Source organism: Candidatus Stoquefichus sp. SB1 (genome assembly GCF_001244545.1).
GTDB lineage: Bacteria > Bacillota_I > Bacilli_A > Erysipelotrichales > Coprobacillaceae > Stoquefichus.
Map to the genome: position 1 here is coordinate 545,198 of NZ_LN852695.1, position 16,525 is coordinate 561,722.

At 31.9% G+C, this 16,525-nt stretch carries 15 protein-coding genes, 9 tRNA genes and 1 pseudogene; 10 read left to right on the plus strand and 15 right to left on the minus strand.

All coding sequences use genetic code 11. The features are described from left to right. Positions 1–16: 16 nt before the first annotated feature. The 3 genes from BN1865_RS10680 to BN1865_RS10690 form a co-directional block, all read right to left on the minus strand. On the minus strand, positions 17–829 hold the full coding sequence (locus tag BN1865_RS10680; protein ID WP_050637238.1) for a hypothetical protein: 813 nt from the start codon (positions 827–829) through the stop codon (positions 17–19). Between the two features lie 173 nt (positions 830–1,002). Next, positions 1,003–1,767: a spore germination YkwD domain-containing protein gene (locus tag BN1865_RS10685; RefSeq protein WP_050637239.1), complete on the minus strand. Its 765-nt coding sequence runs from the start codon at positions 1,765–1,767 to the stop codon at positions 1,003–1,005. Between the two features lie 86 nt (positions 1,768–1,853). After that, a complete protein-coding gene (locus tag BN1865_RS10690) occupies positions 1,854–2,822 on the minus strand; it encodes a Gfo/Idh/MocA family protein (RefSeq protein WP_050637240.1) in 969 nt (322 codons plus the stop codon). 92 nt (positions 2,823–2,914) lie between these two features. Between BN1865_RS10690 and BN1865_RS10695 the strand changes: the two genes are divergently transcribed. From BN1865_RS10695 to BN1865_RS10715, 5 genes are all read left to right on the plus strand, one after another. Next, positions 2,915–3,754, plus strand: coding sequence for a tRNA 2-thiocytidine biosynthesis TtcA family protein (locus BN1865_RS10695; protein WP_050637241.1), 840 nt, complete (start codon positions 2,915–2,917; stop codon positions 3,752–3,754). 1 nt (position 3,755) lies between these two features. After that, entirely contained in the window at positions 3,756–4,454 is a 699-nt protein-coding gene (locus BN1865_RS10700) for a tRNA threonylcarbamoyladenosine dehydratase (protein ID WP_050637242.1), read from the plus strand. A 53-nt stretch (positions 4,455–4,507) separates the two neighbouring features. Next, positions 4,508–4,903 carry a hypothetical protein gene (locus BN1865_RS10705; RefSeq protein ID WP_050637243.1) on the plus strand — a complete coding sequence of 132 codons (396 nt, stop codon included), beginning with the start codon at positions 4,508–4,510 and terminating at the stop codon, positions 4,901–4,903. 53 nt (positions 4,904–4,956) lie between these two features. Continuing rightward, positions 4,957–5,370 (plus strand): hypothetical protein, encoded by a 414-nt coding sequence (locus tag BN1865_RS10710; RefSeq protein WP_050637244.1) that lies wholly within the window; start codon positions 4,957–4,959, stop codon positions 5,368–5,370. Between the two features lie 134 nt (positions 5,371–5,504). Then, a complete protein-coding gene (locus BN1865_RS10715) occupies positions 5,505–7,502 on the plus strand; it encodes a penicillin-binding transpeptidase domain-containing protein (RefSeq protein WP_050637245.1) in 1,998 nt (665 codons plus the stop codon). Between the two features lie 65 nt (positions 7,503–7,567). On the opposite strand, the gene BN1865_RS10720 is transcribed toward BN1865_RS10715, so the two are convergent. From BN1865_RS10720 to BN1865_RS10765, 10 genes are all read right to left on the minus strand, one after another. Further along, positions 7,568–7,643 (minus strand) — tRNA-Glu (locus BN1865_RS10720). Positions 7,644–7,650: 7 nt separating this feature from the next. Further along, positions 7,651–7,726: transfer RNA gene (locus BN1865_RS10725), tRNA-Asn, on the minus strand. Between the two features lie 7 nt (positions 7,727–7,733). After that, positions 7,734–7,807 (minus strand) — tRNA-Gly (locus BN1865_RS10730). 7 nt (positions 7,808–7,814) lie between these two features. After that, positions 7,815–7,903, minus strand: a tRNA-Leu gene (locus BN1865_RS10735). Between the two features lie 14 nt (positions 7,904–7,917). Continuing rightward, a tRNA-Lys gene (locus tag BN1865_RS10740) sits at positions 7,918–7,993 on the minus strand. A 7-nt stretch (positions 7,994–8,000) separates the two neighbouring features. Further along, a tRNA-Tyr gene (locus BN1865_RS10745) sits at positions 8,001–8,084 on the minus strand. Between the two features lie 6 nt (positions 8,085–8,090). Then, a tRNA-Thr gene (locus BN1865_RS10750) sits at positions 8,091–8,166 on the minus strand. Between the two features lie 2 nt (positions 8,167–8,168). Further along, positions 8,169–8,244, minus strand: a tRNA-Val gene (locus BN1865_RS10755). 5 nt (positions 8,245–8,249) lie between these two features. Continuing rightward, positions 8,250–8,325, minus strand: a tRNA-Gln gene (locus tag BN1865_RS10760). 661 nt (positions 8,326–8,986) lie between these two features. Next, positions 8,987–10,273 carry an aspartate aminotransferase type Ic gene (locus BN1865_RS10765; RefSeq protein ID WP_050637246.1) on the minus strand — a complete coding sequence of 429 codons (1,287 nt, stop codon included), beginning with the start codon at positions 10,271–10,273 and terminating at the stop codon, positions 8,987–8,989. Positions 10,274–10,436: 163 nt separating this feature from the next. Here BN1865_RS10765 and BN1865_RS10770 point away from each other — a divergent pair, with 163 nt between their 5' ends. The 4 genes and pseudogenes from BN1865_RS10770 to rbr all read left to right on the plus strand — a co-directional run bounded on the left by BN1865_RS10770 (position 10,437) and on the right by rbr (position 12,813). Continuing rightward, positions 10,437–11,060 (plus strand): flavin reductase, encoded by a 624-nt coding sequence (locus tag BN1865_RS10770; RefSeq protein WP_050637247.1) that lies wholly within the window; start codon positions 10,437–10,439, stop codon positions 11,058–11,060. Positions 11,061–11,134: 74 nt separating this feature from the next. Further along, on the plus strand, positions 11,135–11,773 hold the full coding sequence (locus tag BN1865_RS10775) for a rubredoxin-like domain-containing protein (protein WP_050637248.1): 639 nt from the start codon (positions 11,135–11,137) through the stop codon (positions 11,771–11,773). 5 nt (positions 11,774–11,778) lie between these two features. Next, a pseudogene (locus tag BN1865_RS18745) lies at positions 11,779–11,928 on the plus strand (4Fe-4S binding protein); the annotation flags it as partial. 312 nt (positions 11,929–12,240) lie between these two features. Then, positions 12,241–12,813, plus strand: coding sequence for a rubrerythrin (gene rbr, locus BN1865_RS18750; RefSeq protein WP_050637578.1), 573 nt, complete (start codon positions 12,241–12,243; stop codon positions 12,811–12,813). 40 nt (positions 12,814–12,853) lie between these two features. Here the strand turns inward: rbr and BN1865_RS10785 are convergent, their stop codons facing one another. Both BN1865_RS10785 and BN1865_RS10790 read right to left on the minus strand, forming a co-directional pair. Continuing rightward, a complete protein-coding gene (locus BN1865_RS10785) occupies positions 12,854–13,951 on the minus strand; it encodes a HAMP domain-containing sensor histidine kinase (RefSeq protein ID WP_232780373.1) in 1,098 nt (365 codons plus the stop codon). A gap of 23 nt (positions 13,952–13,974) precedes the next feature. Further along, positions 13,975–14,670 (minus strand): response regulator transcription factor, encoded by a 696-nt coding sequence (locus tag BN1865_RS10790; RefSeq protein ID WP_050637250.1) that lies wholly within the window; start codon positions 14,668–14,670, stop codon positions 13,975–13,977. 203 nt (positions 14,671–14,873) lie between these two features. Here BN1865_RS10790 and BN1865_RS10795 point away from each other — a divergent pair, with 203 nt between their 5' ends. Then, positions 14,874–16,472 (plus strand): CTP synthase, encoded by a 1,599-nt coding sequence (locus tag BN1865_RS10795; protein WP_050637251.1) that lies wholly within the window; start codon positions 14,874–14,876, stop codon positions 16,470–16,472. The last annotated feature ends 53 nt before the right edge of the window (positions 16,473–16,525 follow it).

Here is a 16,525-nt window from a genome sequence, read left to right on the forward strand (position 1 = left end):
TATTATTATCAATTCACTATGAAGTCATTATTTCTATATATGTAGTGCGGTCCTCTTTGGGGATATCTAAGAAATCTAATGCCTCTTCTAGTGTACAACCATTTTTACTCATCAATTTTTTTATTGATACAATTATCCCTTGTTGCCTGCCAATGGCTTCGCCTTCAAGCAAGCCCTTTCTTCTAATCTCTTCCCATATCTCACACATCTCTTGTTTCCCTCCTTTACTTTCTTTGTAATAACTTACTCTCTTTCTTAAAAACTCATAATGCATCTCACTTGGATCAGTACAGAACATATCATGCATTAATCTCCCTAGTGCTGTGTCCTCCTGAATGCTTGCATTCACATAGATAATCTCTCTTCCTTCTTTAAACCATTGAGTATTTTCAGAAATTATTGAACAAATATGATAGATTGGTAATCCATATCCCAATACATCTGTCTCGGTTATAAAGATAATAATCACATTAGGTAACTCATCCCATTGTTCATTGGGAAACGATGTATTCGCATCTATCAGGCTTCCATGAAACCTCGCTCTTTTAGGATGTGCTCCTTTGGTATCTCTCTGTACTTCAATGTTGATATAGTCATCACCATCCTTAACCAGCACATCAATACTGATCGCTCTTCCCAGTATATTATTGATATCATACTGAGCATGACATTCAATGATATCAACTTTCCTTTCAAGGATAATTTCAAGAAACTGTCTGACAACATCCTCATCCTTAAAGACAATCCTCATGAAGTCATCATCCATCAGTCTCAGTCTGGCAATAGAATCAAGATAATCAGTACTGTTTTCGCAAATCAAAAAACTCATTACATAACCTCCTTATATTGATATAAGGAATCTAATAACAATATACCATAATAATTGCTTAAAGTAAATATTTATTCAAAAGATCCCTATACTTATATATACACAAAAAAAGTTCATTTTTCTTTTTTTAAATTAAAAAAGTTGAAATGACATCAGGAGATGTCATTTCAGACTTAGGCAATAAAATGTTGTGCAATACAAATAAGCAATTGTTCATCTTTTAATTGTGTACAAATGCCAATATTTACTTTTTTATATTTTACATTTGTCATTACGTGATAGTGTGTTGGACTATTGATGAGTCCTTGGTGTAATGAATGAACCATTTCAATAAGTTCATTATCAGTATAATTTGTTTTATATTTGATTGTTGCTTGAGCTAAATTTTCTCCATGGGCAACTTTTTTGATGTTTATGAGAGAAGATAGGGTTGTATCCCAATGACTACCATTAGGTCTTGTATGTGACCATTTGATAATCGCTTCTTGAGCTCTTAATGAAGTGCTATTACTAAGAGATGTAGATAATACAACAGGAGTTTCTCTCGTTTGATTAATCAATTGAATAAAAGTTGTTTTTATAAGATTGAGCTGATGTGATGTGAAGATTGTTGTGTTAGATGTTTTATCTTGAAATGATTGGGTTGGTGATGATACTTCTGATTGTGGGGGACTTTCTTTTTGTTGAGATGCTTCTTTGGATTTTGAAGAAGAAGTATCTTTTTCTTTGATATCACTCTTTTCTAGGTTTGTTTGTACTGTCTTTTGACTATCTTGTTTCACATCAATCTTTTTTTCACTGAATTGCACCATTTCTCGGTTATCTTGTGTGGCTTCTTGAAGTGGAAGTGAAACACATGATGAGGCATGAGGTAAAGACTGATAGTGAAAGAATACAATGAATATTGCACTTATAAGAATTAATAAATATGTTTTCATAAGGTTCCTTTCTGTTAAGAAAGAATTAAGGTTTGCTATAAGTATTATAACATAGTTTGCTAAAAGAAAAAAGACTTTCAAAGTCTTTATTCAAAAGGATAAACCATTCCCCACTGTGTTCTGATTTCAGTTAATAATTTCATAACATCTCTTGTGAAAGTTAGAGTCTTTTCATTACCTTCAAAAACAGCATTTTGCATATCTATGATTTCATAATCCAAACCAAGGGATGTATCACCCGCTTGAATGTGTTCTTGATGACCATCAACAGTATATGTGATAGTGGCTTGTGAAGCACGTGGATAATCATTGATTTCAATATAACCATCTTCCCCAGCGACAACTCCACGTTTTGGCTGTTTAGCACGCATTGTTAATGCCATTACAACCATTTGACCATCTTGGTTTTTCATAATAATACCAGACTGTTCGTCAACACCTGTTTCAAAGTACTGGTTTGTTGTAATCAATGTATTTGGACAAGATTGCAAGAAATATCTTGCGAAAGCTGTTGCATAAACCCCAATATCTAATAATGCTCCGCCTGCTAAATCCTTTGAGAAGAAGCGATTATGAACATCATATTCTTTACAGCTTCCAAAATTAACTTGAATCATTTTAACTTGACCAATTTTTCCACTTTCAACGATTTGACGTAATTGTTTATAAAGTGGCATATGATAAATTGTCATAGCTTCCATTAAAATTAAATTATTTTCTTTTGCTATCGAAACAGCTTCTTCTAATTGACGATCATTCACTGTAATCGCTTTTTCACATAAAACATGTTTGTGTGCCTGCAACGCTTTTATAATCATTTCATAATGTGCATTATGAGGTGTTGAGACATAAATAATATCGATATTTTCATCATTAAGTAAATCATCAAGATTTTCATAGACATGTTGCACCGGATAAGTTTGTGCAAAAGTTTGGGCTTTTTCAACATGTCGATTATAAGCTCCATATATTTCATTGTTAACTCTTAATAAAGACTGTGCAAATGAACAGGCAATTTGACCAGTTCCAATAATACCCCAATTATATTTTTTCATATAACTACCTCCATATTCACTATTATATTACAAAAAGAATTGCTTTGAAATAGAAGTTAATGTTAAAATGTATCACGCAAAGGAGTATGACTATGGACAGAACAAAAACAATTGAGCAAAGCATTATAAAAAAATATAGAAAACAAATATGGCGAAAGTTTGTCAAAGGAGTACAAACATATGATTTAATACAACCGGGAGATAAGATAGCAGTGTGTATTTCTGGTGGTAAGGATTCAATGTTAATGGCTAAACTTTTACAAGAACTTAAACGTCATGGGAAATTTGATTTTGGATTAGTGTTTTTGTCTATGGATCCTGGATATAATGAAAAAAATCGACAGAAGATAGAAGAAAATGCACGTATATTAAATATTCCAGTTGAATTTTTTGAATCAGATATCTTTCAAGTCGTTGCTAATATTGAAAAATCACCTTGCTATTTATGTGCAAGAATGAGAAGAGGTTTCTTATATGCAAAAGCCAAGGAATTAGGATGTAATAAAATTGCGTTGGGGCATCATTTTGATGATGTGATTGAAACAATATTGATGGGAATGTTTTATGGTTCTCAAGTTCAAACGATGATGCCAAAACTTCATAGTACAAATTTTGAAGGAATGGAATTAATTAGACCAATGTATTTAATTGAGGAAAAAGATATTATTCATTGGTGTCAATATAATGATCTAACTTTTATTCAATGTGCTTGTCGTTTTACTGAAGAAATGGAAGAATTAGGTGAAGTTCAACATACATCCAAAAGAGAAGAAATGAAAAACTTACTTAAATATTTAGAAACTATGAATCCAAACGTGAAAAAGAACGTTTTTAAGAGTGTTGAAAATGTTAATTTAGCAACCATTATTGCTTATAGTGATGATGAAGGTAGTCATCATTTCTTAGACCATTATGATAAGGGAGAAGAATAATATGTTTTCAAGATTTGAACTTTTAATTGGTGAAGAAAAATTAAAACAACTCCAACATCAACGTATTATTGTTTTTGGTGTAGGAGGTGTAGGTGGTTATGTGGTTGAGGCATTGGTGAGAAGTGGTATAGAGCATTTAACAATTGTAGATAATGATGAGGTTTCTTTAACTAATTTGAATCGACAGATTATTGCAACAAGTAAGACAATTGGTAAAAAGAAAGTCCAGGTTATGAAAGAAAGAATTTTATCGATAAATCCTGCTTGTCATGTTGAAACATTAGAAATGTTTTATTTGCCTAAAACAGCTGATACAATTGATTTAACACAATATGATTATGTTATTGATGCTATTGATACAATCACAGCAAAAATAGAACTTGCGCTACGTTGTGAAAATGCTCATATTCCCTTAATCAGTTCTATGGGAACAGGAAACAAAATGAATCCAGCTATGTTAGAAGTGACAGATATTTATAAAACATCTGTATGTCCTTTAGCGAAAGTTATGCGTCGAGAACTCAAGGCTCGCAAGGTCAAACATTTAAAAGTTGTTTATTCTAAAGAAATTCCTATAAAACCGAGTCTTTCTCATGAACAAACAAATAAAAGAATGGTGCCTGGAAGTAACGCATTTGTGCCTTCTAGTGCAGGTCTATTAATAGCCAGTGAAGTGATTAAAGATTTACTTTCAAAGTAAATCTTTTTTCACGTCTTGTGTATGTTTTCATAAACTATAAAGAGGTGTTTGAAATGAAAGATTTACTTCAATCGTATATATATAATGAAAAACTATTATGCCAACTCTATAAACGTGCTGCTGCTTATACAGATGAAACAGATGAAAAAGATATGTATTTTAACTTTTCTAAAAGTTGTGATGAAGCAGCGTCGCAACTTAACTATTTTTATCAAGAATATACAGGGGAAATATACAATCCAGTCATTCCTGATATAGAATTTGAAGGAAGCTATCGTGATATTCTGAATGCAATTCAAAAACAGGAATTATCATCCTTTTTAAAATATCGTCGACATACGTATTTTCCAAAAGATATGTTACTATGTGAAACAATGAGAAGTATTGCTGATTTAAAATTGACACATACAATTGCGGTTCTATCAATTGTAATTAATATGGAAAGTTGAAATAGTCATCACATATTTGATAATCGTTCATAGGATATATAGAGGTGTATGAAATGAATAGAGAACAACTTCAATCTTATATTTATACTGAGAAGTTACTGGCTCAATTATATCGACAGGCAGCAGCGAGAGCGACTATGCAGGATGAAAGACAGGTCTTACTATCATTTGCTCAAAATGCCGAACAGAATGCAAATTATTTGAATTATTTTTATAGACAGGAATTTGGAACAGGTTTTGATCCAATGATTCCTGAAGGTAATATTCAAGGAACATATAGAGATTTATTAAATGAAATTCAAAAACAGGAATTATCATCTTATTTAGAGTTAAGAAAATTAACTTACAATCAGGGTGATATAGAATTACGAGAAACAATAAGAGCAATTACAGATGATAAATTAGCACATATCTTAACATTATTAGCGATTGTTACTGATATGAATACTCCTGAGTCTGAACGATGATAATGATTTGATAAACATACATTTGTATGTTTATTTTTTTCTACGTTACGTAGAAAGAGTCTATTATGCTGATTTGTTTATTTATAATCTGCTTTAAAAATGTTATACTGTGAGCATAAAAAGGAGGGAATCATATGAATGATGTTTATACAGGTCGTCGTAATCAAAAGAAAATGATAATGATGGTAGGTGGAATTGTTGTCGTTGTTGTGATAGCAATTGTCGCATTTTTTCTGCTCACGGGTGATAGTAAGGAAAAAACATTAAAAGAATATTATAAACTTTTATCTGATCAAAAGTATGAGGAAATGTATACATATTTAGATCAAGAATCACAAAGTCAATATTCAAAAGAAGATTTTATAAATCGAAATCAAAATATATATGAAGGAATAGAAGCCAGTGATATTGAAATAAATGTAGATTCAAAAGAGGATCAAACATTAAAATATAATGTTAAGATGAAAACATTGGCTGGGGAAATAAGTTTTGATAATGTAACAACATTTTCAGATGGTAAAATTGTTTGGAATGATTCAGTTATTTTTCCAGACTTAAAAAGTGATTATAAAGTAAGAATTGTTGATGATAAAGCTTCTAGAGGACAGATTCTTGATCGTAATGGGAAAGTGCTGGCTGGCATGGGAGAAGCTTACTCAGTTGGGCTAGTTCGTGGTAAATTAAATGGTGAAGCAGATTATGCAAAAATTGGAGAATTACTAGACTTGAGTAAAGAGAGTATTCAAAAAACAATGAGTGCATCATGGATTAAAGATGATTCTTTTGTACCATTAAAAACCATTTCTAAATCTGATACAAATCTAGAAAATAATTTGTTAAAGATTGCGGGAGTGAAACTAGCGACAACACATGTCAGAAGTTATCCGTATAAAGAAGTTACATCACATTTGATTGGTTATATGCAAAAAGTAACTGCTGAAGATTTACAAAAACATAAAGGTGAAGGATATGATGAAAATTCATATATTGGACGTAGTGGAATTGAATCAGCATATGAAGCAGATTTAAAAGGAAAAGATGGAGTTTCTATTTATATTGTTGATGCTAATGGTGAACGTCAAAAAACATTAGCAAGTCAAGATAAGCAAGATGGAAAAAATATAACTTTGACAATTGATATCACTTTACAGAATAATCTATATCAGTCTTTCCAGAAAGATAAGAGTGCTTCTGTCGCTATGAATCCTAAAACAGGAGAAATTCTTGCATTGGTAAGTACACCGACATTTGATAGTAATGATTTTATTTTAGGAATGAGTGTATCAAAATGGGATGGTTTAAATAATGATAAAAACAAACCATTATCTAATCGTTTTAAATCAACTTGGGTTCCTGGTTCAACAATGAAACCAATTACAGCTGCTATTGGTTTAAATACAAAATCTTTAGATTCATCAAAAGATTTTGGGGCAGCAATGAAATGGCAAAAAGATTCAAGTTGGGGAAGTTATTATGTGACAACATTACATGCTCCACAACCCAATAATCTACAAAATGCTTTGGTGTATTCAGATAACGTATATTTTGCAAAAGCAGCATTAACTATTGGTAAAGATAATCTTGAAAAAGGTTATAAATCATTGAAAATTGGTGAAGAAATTCCTTTTGAATTATCTTTGAATAAGTCACAATATACAAGCAGTGATTTTAAAGATGAAATTCAGATTGCTGATAGTGGATATGGACAAGGTCAAATATTGATGAATCCAGTTCAAATGACGTCTATATATAGTGCATTTGTTAATGATGGGAAAATGATGAAGCCACATATCTTAAAATCAACGGAATCTCAAGTATGGTCAGAAGCTTTTTCGAAGAATGTAGCTGATGAAATAAAAAATGATTTGGTTGGTGTTATTAATGATAGTCATGGAACTGGACATAGTTTTTATCATAGTGGTATGACTTTGGCTGGTAAAACAGGAACAGGAGAAATTAAATCATCACAAGATGATAATAGTGGAACTGAAATTGGTTGGTTTACTGTTATGACAACAGATTCATCAACACCGATTGTCATATCAACAATGGTTGAGGATGTCAAAGGTCGTGGTGGAAGTGGATATGTTGTTGATCGTATGAAAGTTCCTTTTGATCAATATGTAAAATAAAAAAAGGCAGGGATTTCCTGCCTTTTAAGTATTAAAAAACGATCTTACGATCGTTTGTTTTTAAATGGTGACCTGTACGGGATTCGAACCCGTGAATGCATGCGTGAAAGGCATGTGAGTTAACCGTTTCTCCAACAGGCCATAAAAATGGCGCTTGAAGTAGGACTCGAACCTACGACCGATCGGTTAACAGCCGATTGCTCTACCAACTGAGCTATTCAAGCGAATCAATGGAGCGGGTGATGGGAATCGAACCCACGTAGTCAGCTTGGAAGGCTGAAGTTCTACCATTGAACTACACCCGCATATGAATGGTGCCCAGGGCCGGAGTCGAACCGGCACGGATTTTAAGGTCCGCAGGATTTTAAGTCCTGTGCGTCTACCAATTTCGCCACCTGGGCATATGCGATTAAAATGGTGACCCGCAGGCGACTCGAACGCCTGACCCTCTGATTAAAAGTCAGATGCTCTACCGACTGAGCTAGCGGGTCTTGTAAATGGTGGGGAGGGGCGGATTCGAACCACCGAACCGAAAGGAACTGAGTTACAGTCAGCCGCGTTTAGCCACTTCGCTACCTCCCCAAAACATGGTGCCGGCTAAAGGACTTGAACCCTCAACCTACTGATTACAAGTCAGTTGCTCTACCAATTGAGCTAAGCCGGCAATGGTGGAGGTTAACGGGCTCGAACCGCTGACCCTCTGCTTGTAAGGCAGATGCTCTCCCAACTGAGCTAAACCTCCATACATGGCTGGGATACCTGGATTCGAACCAGGGAGATGACAGAGTCAAAGTCTGTTGCCTTACCGCTTGGCTATATCCCAATAATCATGCTCATATAATATAACAAGTTTTTCCACGTTAGTCAATATCTTTTTTTAAAAATATAGAAAAAATATTTAGAAGGATTGGTCTTGCACCTAAAGTGATACTAGCATAAAGGGAAAAGAAACCTATTTTTTATAGATTTCTTTCCTGTGTCCAATATTTATAACAAGAATAATAAGTTTATCTCTATATCACAAAGAATATTGTTTTTTTAATAATATATAAGTTTGAAAAGAGTGGACTAAACGAAACAACAACCAATATCTCTTATCTTTTAAGACATAATCATAATACTTTAAATTGGTGAATAATATATCATTGGTTAGAAATAATATAATCTTTCATTTCATCAATCATATTATTCAATCTTTCTCTTTCTTCATCATGATTAAGATAGTATAAAAGATCATAAAGCATCATACTATATTTTGAAAATATACTTTTTAGCTTATTAATACCAACAATATCTTTTTGCGTTTGATAAGTAAAGAATTTGATTTCAAATTCAGATATTACTTTTTGTACATCCTCAACAGAAATATATTCTAAAGTATGGTCATAATTTAAGTGATTTTTATAGTCTAATCGTTTTATTTCAGACTTATATAGAAATTCCCCTTATTATATATTATTTGCTTTTTTTAAATAAAAAGATGATCAAATCATCTTTTTATTAACTAATAATTTCTCAATACTAACCAGTTTTACACATAAAACAAAAAGTTTAGTAGCCTTTTTTAATTCATTAAGAGTTGGATAAGAAGGGGCAATTCGAATCGTAGCATCACGAGGATCTTTTCCATATGGATAAGTTGCTCCGGCATTTGTTAAAAGCGTTCCAGCTTCTTTACATTTTTGAATAATATCTTTTGCACAGTTGTCCATTGCTTCAAAAGTAATAAAATAGCCACCACGAGGTTTTGTCCATTTTCCAATATTCAAACCACTTAATTCTTTTTCAAAAATATCTAAAACTGTTTCAAATTTTGGTCTTAATAAAGCGGCTTGTTTTTTCATATGTTCATCAAGACTTTCAATTTTTTGAAAATATTCAACATGTCTTAACTGATTGATTTTATCATATCCAATACATTGAACTGACATATGTTTTAATATATCTTCTTTATTAGCAAGTGAAGTAGCTAGTGCAGCAACACCAGCACCTGGTAATGTCACTTTAGATGTTGAACAAAATTCAAAAACAAGATCAGGATGACCAGCTTTTTCACATTCAGATAAGATATTAAGGACTTGAGGATGTTCATCATAAAGATGATGAACAATATAAGCATTATCCCAGAAGATTCTAAAATCTGAAGCTGCTGGTTTTAATTGAGCAAATCTTTTTACGACTTCATCAGAATAAGTTGTTCCTGTAGGATTAGAATATTGAGGAACACACCATATGCCTTTTACACTTTCATCATGATTCACATATTCTTCAATCATATCCATATCAGGTCCATCTTCATAAAGTGGAATATTGATCATCTCGATACCAAAATGCTCAGTAATTGCAAAATGACGATCATAACCAGGAACAGGACATAAAAACTTAACTTTTGGTAATTTACACCAAGGTGTATTTCCTAAATAGCCATGTGTATAACCACGACTAATCTGATCGAACATAATTGTTAAACTTGAATTTCCATAAATAATCATATTTTGGGGGTTTGTATCTAGCATTTTTGCAAAGAAATCTTTCGCTTCATCAATACCATCTAAAATACCATAGTTACAATAAGCTATTTTATCCCCAAAATCATAATGACTATTAATAACATCTAAAATAGGTAATGATAATTCTGTCTGCTCAAAATCTGGCTTCCCTCGAGCCATATTTAAGTTTAAATTTAATGCTTTCATACAATTATATTGTTCTAATAATTGTGTATGTAAAGAAACCAATTCTTCATGATTCATATCTTGATAAGTTTTCATGATATATCCCTCTCTTATTTTGTAATTAATCGAGGATATTTTACTCTTTCAGACTGCAAAAAGCAATCTCTAATCATGATATTTATAAAAAGTTTACTAAATAGTAATAATTACTATTTATATTTATGAAATTGTGCTATACTAGGATATAGGAGGTTATATTATGGATACAAAAGCATTTTTTAAATTATCATATGGTTTATATATTGTAACATCAAAAAATAATGATGAAGAAAGTGGCTGTGTTATCAATACAATGACACAAGTTACAGCTGAACCGGCACAGGTATGTGTAACATTAAATAAGGAGAATTATACAACACAAATTATACAAAAAAGTGGAGTATTAAATGTCAGTGTACTGCTTGATGATGTTTCAATGGATACAATTCGTCAATTTGGATTCCAATGCGGAAGAGATGTCAATAAATTTGAGGGAATCAAATGGGATGTTGATCAAAATGGAGTGAAATATTTAACTCAGGAAAGTGCTGCGATGTTTGTTTGTAAAGTGAATAAAACAGTTGATGTTGGGACACATTTGATGTTTATTTGTGAAGTTTTGGATGCGAAAACTTTGGATGAAGGAGAAGTCTTAACATATGCTGCATATCATGACAAAAAGAATGGCACAACTCCTAAAAATGCTCCTTCTTATGTAGAAGAAAAAGATAAGACAGGATGGCGTTGTGATGTATGTGGCTTTATATATGAGGGAGATGTTTTACCAGAAGGCTATATTTGTCCAGTTTGTAAGGTTGATGCAAGTCATTTTCATAAAATTTAAGAACCAGATTTGGTTCTTCATTTTTACAACATTAAGTAAGCGTTTACATAAAAATTGCTAAAGGAGGAAAGAATATGGCAAAGTATGTATGTCAAGTATGTGGATTCATCTATGATGAAGAAAAAGTGAATCCAAAAGTCCTATGGGATCAACTCGATTCAAATTGGGTTTGTCCAATATGCAAGGCACCAAAAAGTGCTTTTAAAAAGTTGGTAAGTGAACCAGAGAAGAAAATGGAAAGAAAAGAAGTGACAAAAGATTGGTCACCATTAGAATTAAGTATCTTGTTATCTAATCTTGCTAAGGGATGTGAAAAACAGTATTTAGCACATGAACAGGAATTGTTTTTACAATTGGCTGATTATTATCAGAAATGTAGTTTAGCTATTCCGTCTGAATCTGTATTAGATCTTCTCCCACTTGTTGAAGAAGATTTGAATCAAAATTATCCTTTGGCTCATCAAACGGCAGATCAAATTCATGATAGAGGAGCAAAAAGAGCACTTGTTTGGAGTGAAAAGTCAACTCACATGATAGCCTCTCTTCTTGAACAATATCAAAAAGCTGGAAATCAATTATTAAAAGACACAAAAGTATTTGTTTGTGAAATATGTGGTTTTATTTCTATTGGTCAGCAAGCACCAGAGATTTGCCCTGTCTGTAAAGTCCCACGCTTAAAAATTCATGAAGTGAAAAGGGGGTTAGAACTATGAGTAAAATGCGCGCGTTAAGAAATATTCGATTATGTACGAAAGATTGTCTTTGTTTATATGTATGTCCAACAGGAGCAAGTGATACAGAAAATGGTCAAATAGATGCATCAAAATGTATTGGATGTGGTATGTGTGTTCAATCATGTCCATCTCATGCCTTGTCACTGGTCCCTTATGAATATCCACCACAACAGCCAAAAGAAGAAATGCTGGTAGAGGATTTGCATCGTTTATTAAGCAGTAAAGCAAAACAGGAAGCAATTGCTCACTATTTAAAAGAACATCATCAAGATGCAACAATTACACAGTTAGCACAAGCATTAGAAACATCTTGTCGTGTGATGGCAGAAGATATCGCAAGAGAAGCAGGCTATATGTTACCACAAAGTCAAAATACGCATGATTTATTACAATTGATTGTAGATACAGTAAATGATAATCATATAAAAAATGTTGCAGAAGAATTGATGAGAATTTTACCTATTAATGATCAGCAAGAAAGAAAATCAAAATATGCAGGAACAAAAACAGAAAAGAATTTAATGGAAGCTTTTGCTGGAGAATCTCAAGCCAGAAATAAATATACTTATTTCGCAGAAATGGCGAGAAAAGAAGGTTTAGAACAAATTGCTGCAATCTTTGAAGAAACTGCAGATCAGGAAAAACAACATGCTAAAATGTGGTTTAGTGAATTCCATGGTATTGGTGCAACTGATGAAAACTTAGAAGTTGCTGCTGCTGGTGAAAATGAAGAATGGACAGACATGTATGCAAGAATGGCTAAGGAAGCAAGAGAAGAAGGTTTTGAAGATTTAGCAATCAAGTTTGAAAATGTAGGAAAAGTAGAAAAATCACATGAAGCAAGATATTTAAGATTATTAAAGAATTATAAAGAAGATAAAACATTCAAGGGTGATGCACCTAAAGGATGGAAATGTCGTCAATGTGGATTTATCTATGAAGGTGAGCGGGCACCAGAAAGATGTCCAACTTGTGGATATCCAAAAGCCTTTTTCGAAAGAATGAGTGAAAATTATTAATCTAAAAAGATGAACACAAATATAAAGTGCTCATCTTTTTTTAATTCTCAATGTGTAATTTTTTTAAGACAACAACAAAAGTTGTTTTTTCTTTATGACTGGTTGCAAATATTTCACCATTATGAATATGAACAATATTTTTTGCAATAGCAAGACCTAAACCAGTTCCTCCAGTTGAAGAAGAACGTGAAGAATCAGAACGATAAAATTTATCAAAAATATAAGGTAAATCTTCTGCAGCAATAGGATGACCATAATTCATAATTTTAATTGTAATATTATCATCATCATTTAAAACTTCAATTTTGATTTCATGATTATCTTCACCATATTTAATAGCATTCGATAAAAGATTATCAAAAACTCTAGCAATCAATTGACCATCACCTTTAATATAAAGATTAGGTTGACTGATTTTAACAACTGGAGTGAGATGATGTTCTTGAAAATTAGGATAGAATTCATCAATCATTTGAAGTAATAATTCAGATATATTTAATGTTGTCATATGTATCTTTACATTGGCTTGATCTAAACTCGTAAATTCAAAAAGGTCATCCATCATTGTTTGTAATCTTTTTGATTTTTCATAAGCAACAGTAGAATATTTTTGAATATCCTCAATAGAAAGCTGATCATTATTTTTAATAAGTTCAAGATATCCCACAATTGTTGTTAAAGGTGTTCTTAAATCATGAGCAACATTTGTGATTAAATCATTTTTTTGTTTTTCAGCATTACGTTCAGCATCAAATGCTAAGCGTTCATTTTCTTTTAAGATTTCACTTTCTTTTTCTTTATCGTGTAATGTTTTAGCAAGTGCATTAATATTAGCAGCCAATAAACCTAATTCATCATCATATTCAATAGGTGCTTCTACATGATAATCACCAGCAGTTACTTCTTGAATTGTATTGCTTAAAACTTTTAGATACTTTAAAGTGATATTCATAAGATCAAAGAAAATAATTAAAAAGATAATTAAAGAAATAATAAATGAAATAAAGTATTTAATTTCAATAGAAATTCCAAAAATATCAAAACTTTCTAAAACAATAATCATTGCACTATAAATCAAGAAAGTCATAATATAAGAAATAATTAAGTTAATTAATAGTCGCCAACGAAAACTACTCATAAATAGTCTTCTGATTTTACTCATCATAAATCAAATTTATAGCCAATTCCCCAAACTGTTTTAATATGTCGAGGGTTTCTAGGCTGTCTTTCTATTTTTTCTCTTAATTTTCTAATATGCACCATAATTGTATTATTAGAATTTGTTGATTTTTCATGCCATATCTTTTCAAAAATATCTTCAATAGAAAAAACTGTTCCTGGTGAACTTGCTAAGAGCACAAGAATATTATATTCGATTCTTGTGAGTGCAAGTGGGACATTATCTAAAGTGACAGATTTTTTTTGAGTATCAATAATTAAATCAGTGGCTTCAATGATGTGTGAAGAATCATTGATAGGCTGATTGTATACTTGGGCACGTCTAATTTGAGCCTTCACTCTTGTCACTAATTCCATTGCATTAAAAGGTTTACTGATATAGTCATCAGCACCTGAAATAAGACCATTAATTTTATCAGTATCTGCTGTTTTTGCAGAAACAATAATAACTGGAATATTATATTTTTCACGAATCATTTTTAAAGCTTGAATACCATCTATTTCTGGCATCATGACATCTAAAATCACCAAATCAATATGATGAGTTTCAATGTCATCAAGTAATGTTAATGCATTATATCTTTTTTCTACTTGGTAACCTTCTTGAGTTAAATAAATCTCAATCAGATCAGTAATTTCTTTTTCATCATCAACAACGAGTATATGAGGTATAGTCATAATTCATCCTCCTTCATACTTATTATAAGGAAAAATATAAAAACAACAATAAAAAAATGTATATTGTTTTGAGTTATGGAAAAAATATAAGAAAAGGCAGGTAAAAAATAATTGCATTGATAATTATTTTTTGTTAGAATGAGAAAGGGCACTCACGGCTTTCCGTTGATGTGCATTTTTTTTAGAAAGAAAGGTGAAAAATAATGACAAAATTTATATTTGTAACAGGTGGAGTTGTATCCGGACTAGGGAAAGGACTAACAGCAGCATCATTAGGTAGAATATTAAAACAACGTGGATTAAAAGTCTTTATGCAAAAACTTGATCCTTATATTAATGTAGACCCAGGAACAATGTCACCTTTTCAGCATGGTGAAGTGTTTGTAACAGCAGATGGGGCTGAAACAGATTTGGATCTTGGCCATTATGAAAGATTTATTGATGAAGAGTTAAATCGTAATTCATCTATTACAACAGGAAGAATTTACAGTGATGTGATTGCTAAAGAACGTCGTGGAGACTATTTAGGAGCAACTGTACAGGTTGTTCCACATATTACTAATGAAATTAAAGCAAAAATATATGCAGCTGCAAAAAGCAGTCAGGCTGATATCATGATTACCGAAATAGGTGGAACAGTTGGAGACATTGAGAGTTTACCTTTTATAGAAGCGATTAGACAAGTCCGTTTAGATTTAGGATATGAAAATACCTTATATATACATACAACGTTATTACCTTATATTGGTGCAAGTCATGAAGTCAAAACAAAACCAACTCAACATAGTGTGAAAGAATTAAGAGGATATGGAATTCAACCAGATTTAATTGTTTGTCGTAGTGAAAAATATATTGACCAAGAATTAAAAGATAAGATTTCATTATTTTGTAATGTTCCAACAGAAGCAGTTATTTCAAACTATGATGTTGATGTTCTCTATGAGTTACCTATAATGTTACTTGATCAACATATGGATGATTTGGTTTTGAATCATCTTCGTATTGAAGCACCTAAAGCCAATATGCAAGAATGGGAAGAGCTGATTCGTCGTGTAAAAGGATTGAATCGAGAGATGACAATTAAAATGGTAGGGAAATATGTCCAATTACCTGATGCTTATTTATCAGTTAATGAAGCTTTGAGACATGCTGGATATTATGAAAATAGTACCATTCATATTGACTGGGTCAATGCTGAAGATATCCATGACAATAATGTTGATGAGATGTTAAAGGGTGCAGATGGTATATTGGTTCCGGGTGGCTTTGGAGAACGTGGAGTTGAAGGAATGATTATGGCTATTCAATATGCTCGAGAAAATAAAATCCCATTTTTAGGAATATGTTTAGGAATGCAATTGGCATCAATAGAATTTGCTAGACATGTGTGTCATTTAGAAGATGTCAATTCAATAGAATTTAATGAATTATGTCATACACCTCTTATTCACTTAATGAGTGATCAGTCATTAGATGATATGGGTGGCACTCAGAGACTGGGAAATTATGCCTGTACTTTAAAACCAGGAACCAAAGCATATCATTTATATGGTCAAAAAGTCATTCAGCAAAGACATCGTCATCGCTATGAATTTAATAATAAATATAAAGAGATATTGGAACAAAATGGCATGATTGTTTCTGGAGAGAACACAGAAAGAAATCTTGTTGAAATCATTGAATTAAAAGATCATCCTTATTTTGTAGCATGTCAGTTCCATCCGGAATTTAGTTCACGTCCTAATCATAGTGAACCATTATTCCAAGGTTTTATTACCGCTGCAAGTCAAAATAAGTCATAAGTCAAAAGAAACTATGTAAAGAGAAAAAGACTTTATCTGTTTACATAGTTTTC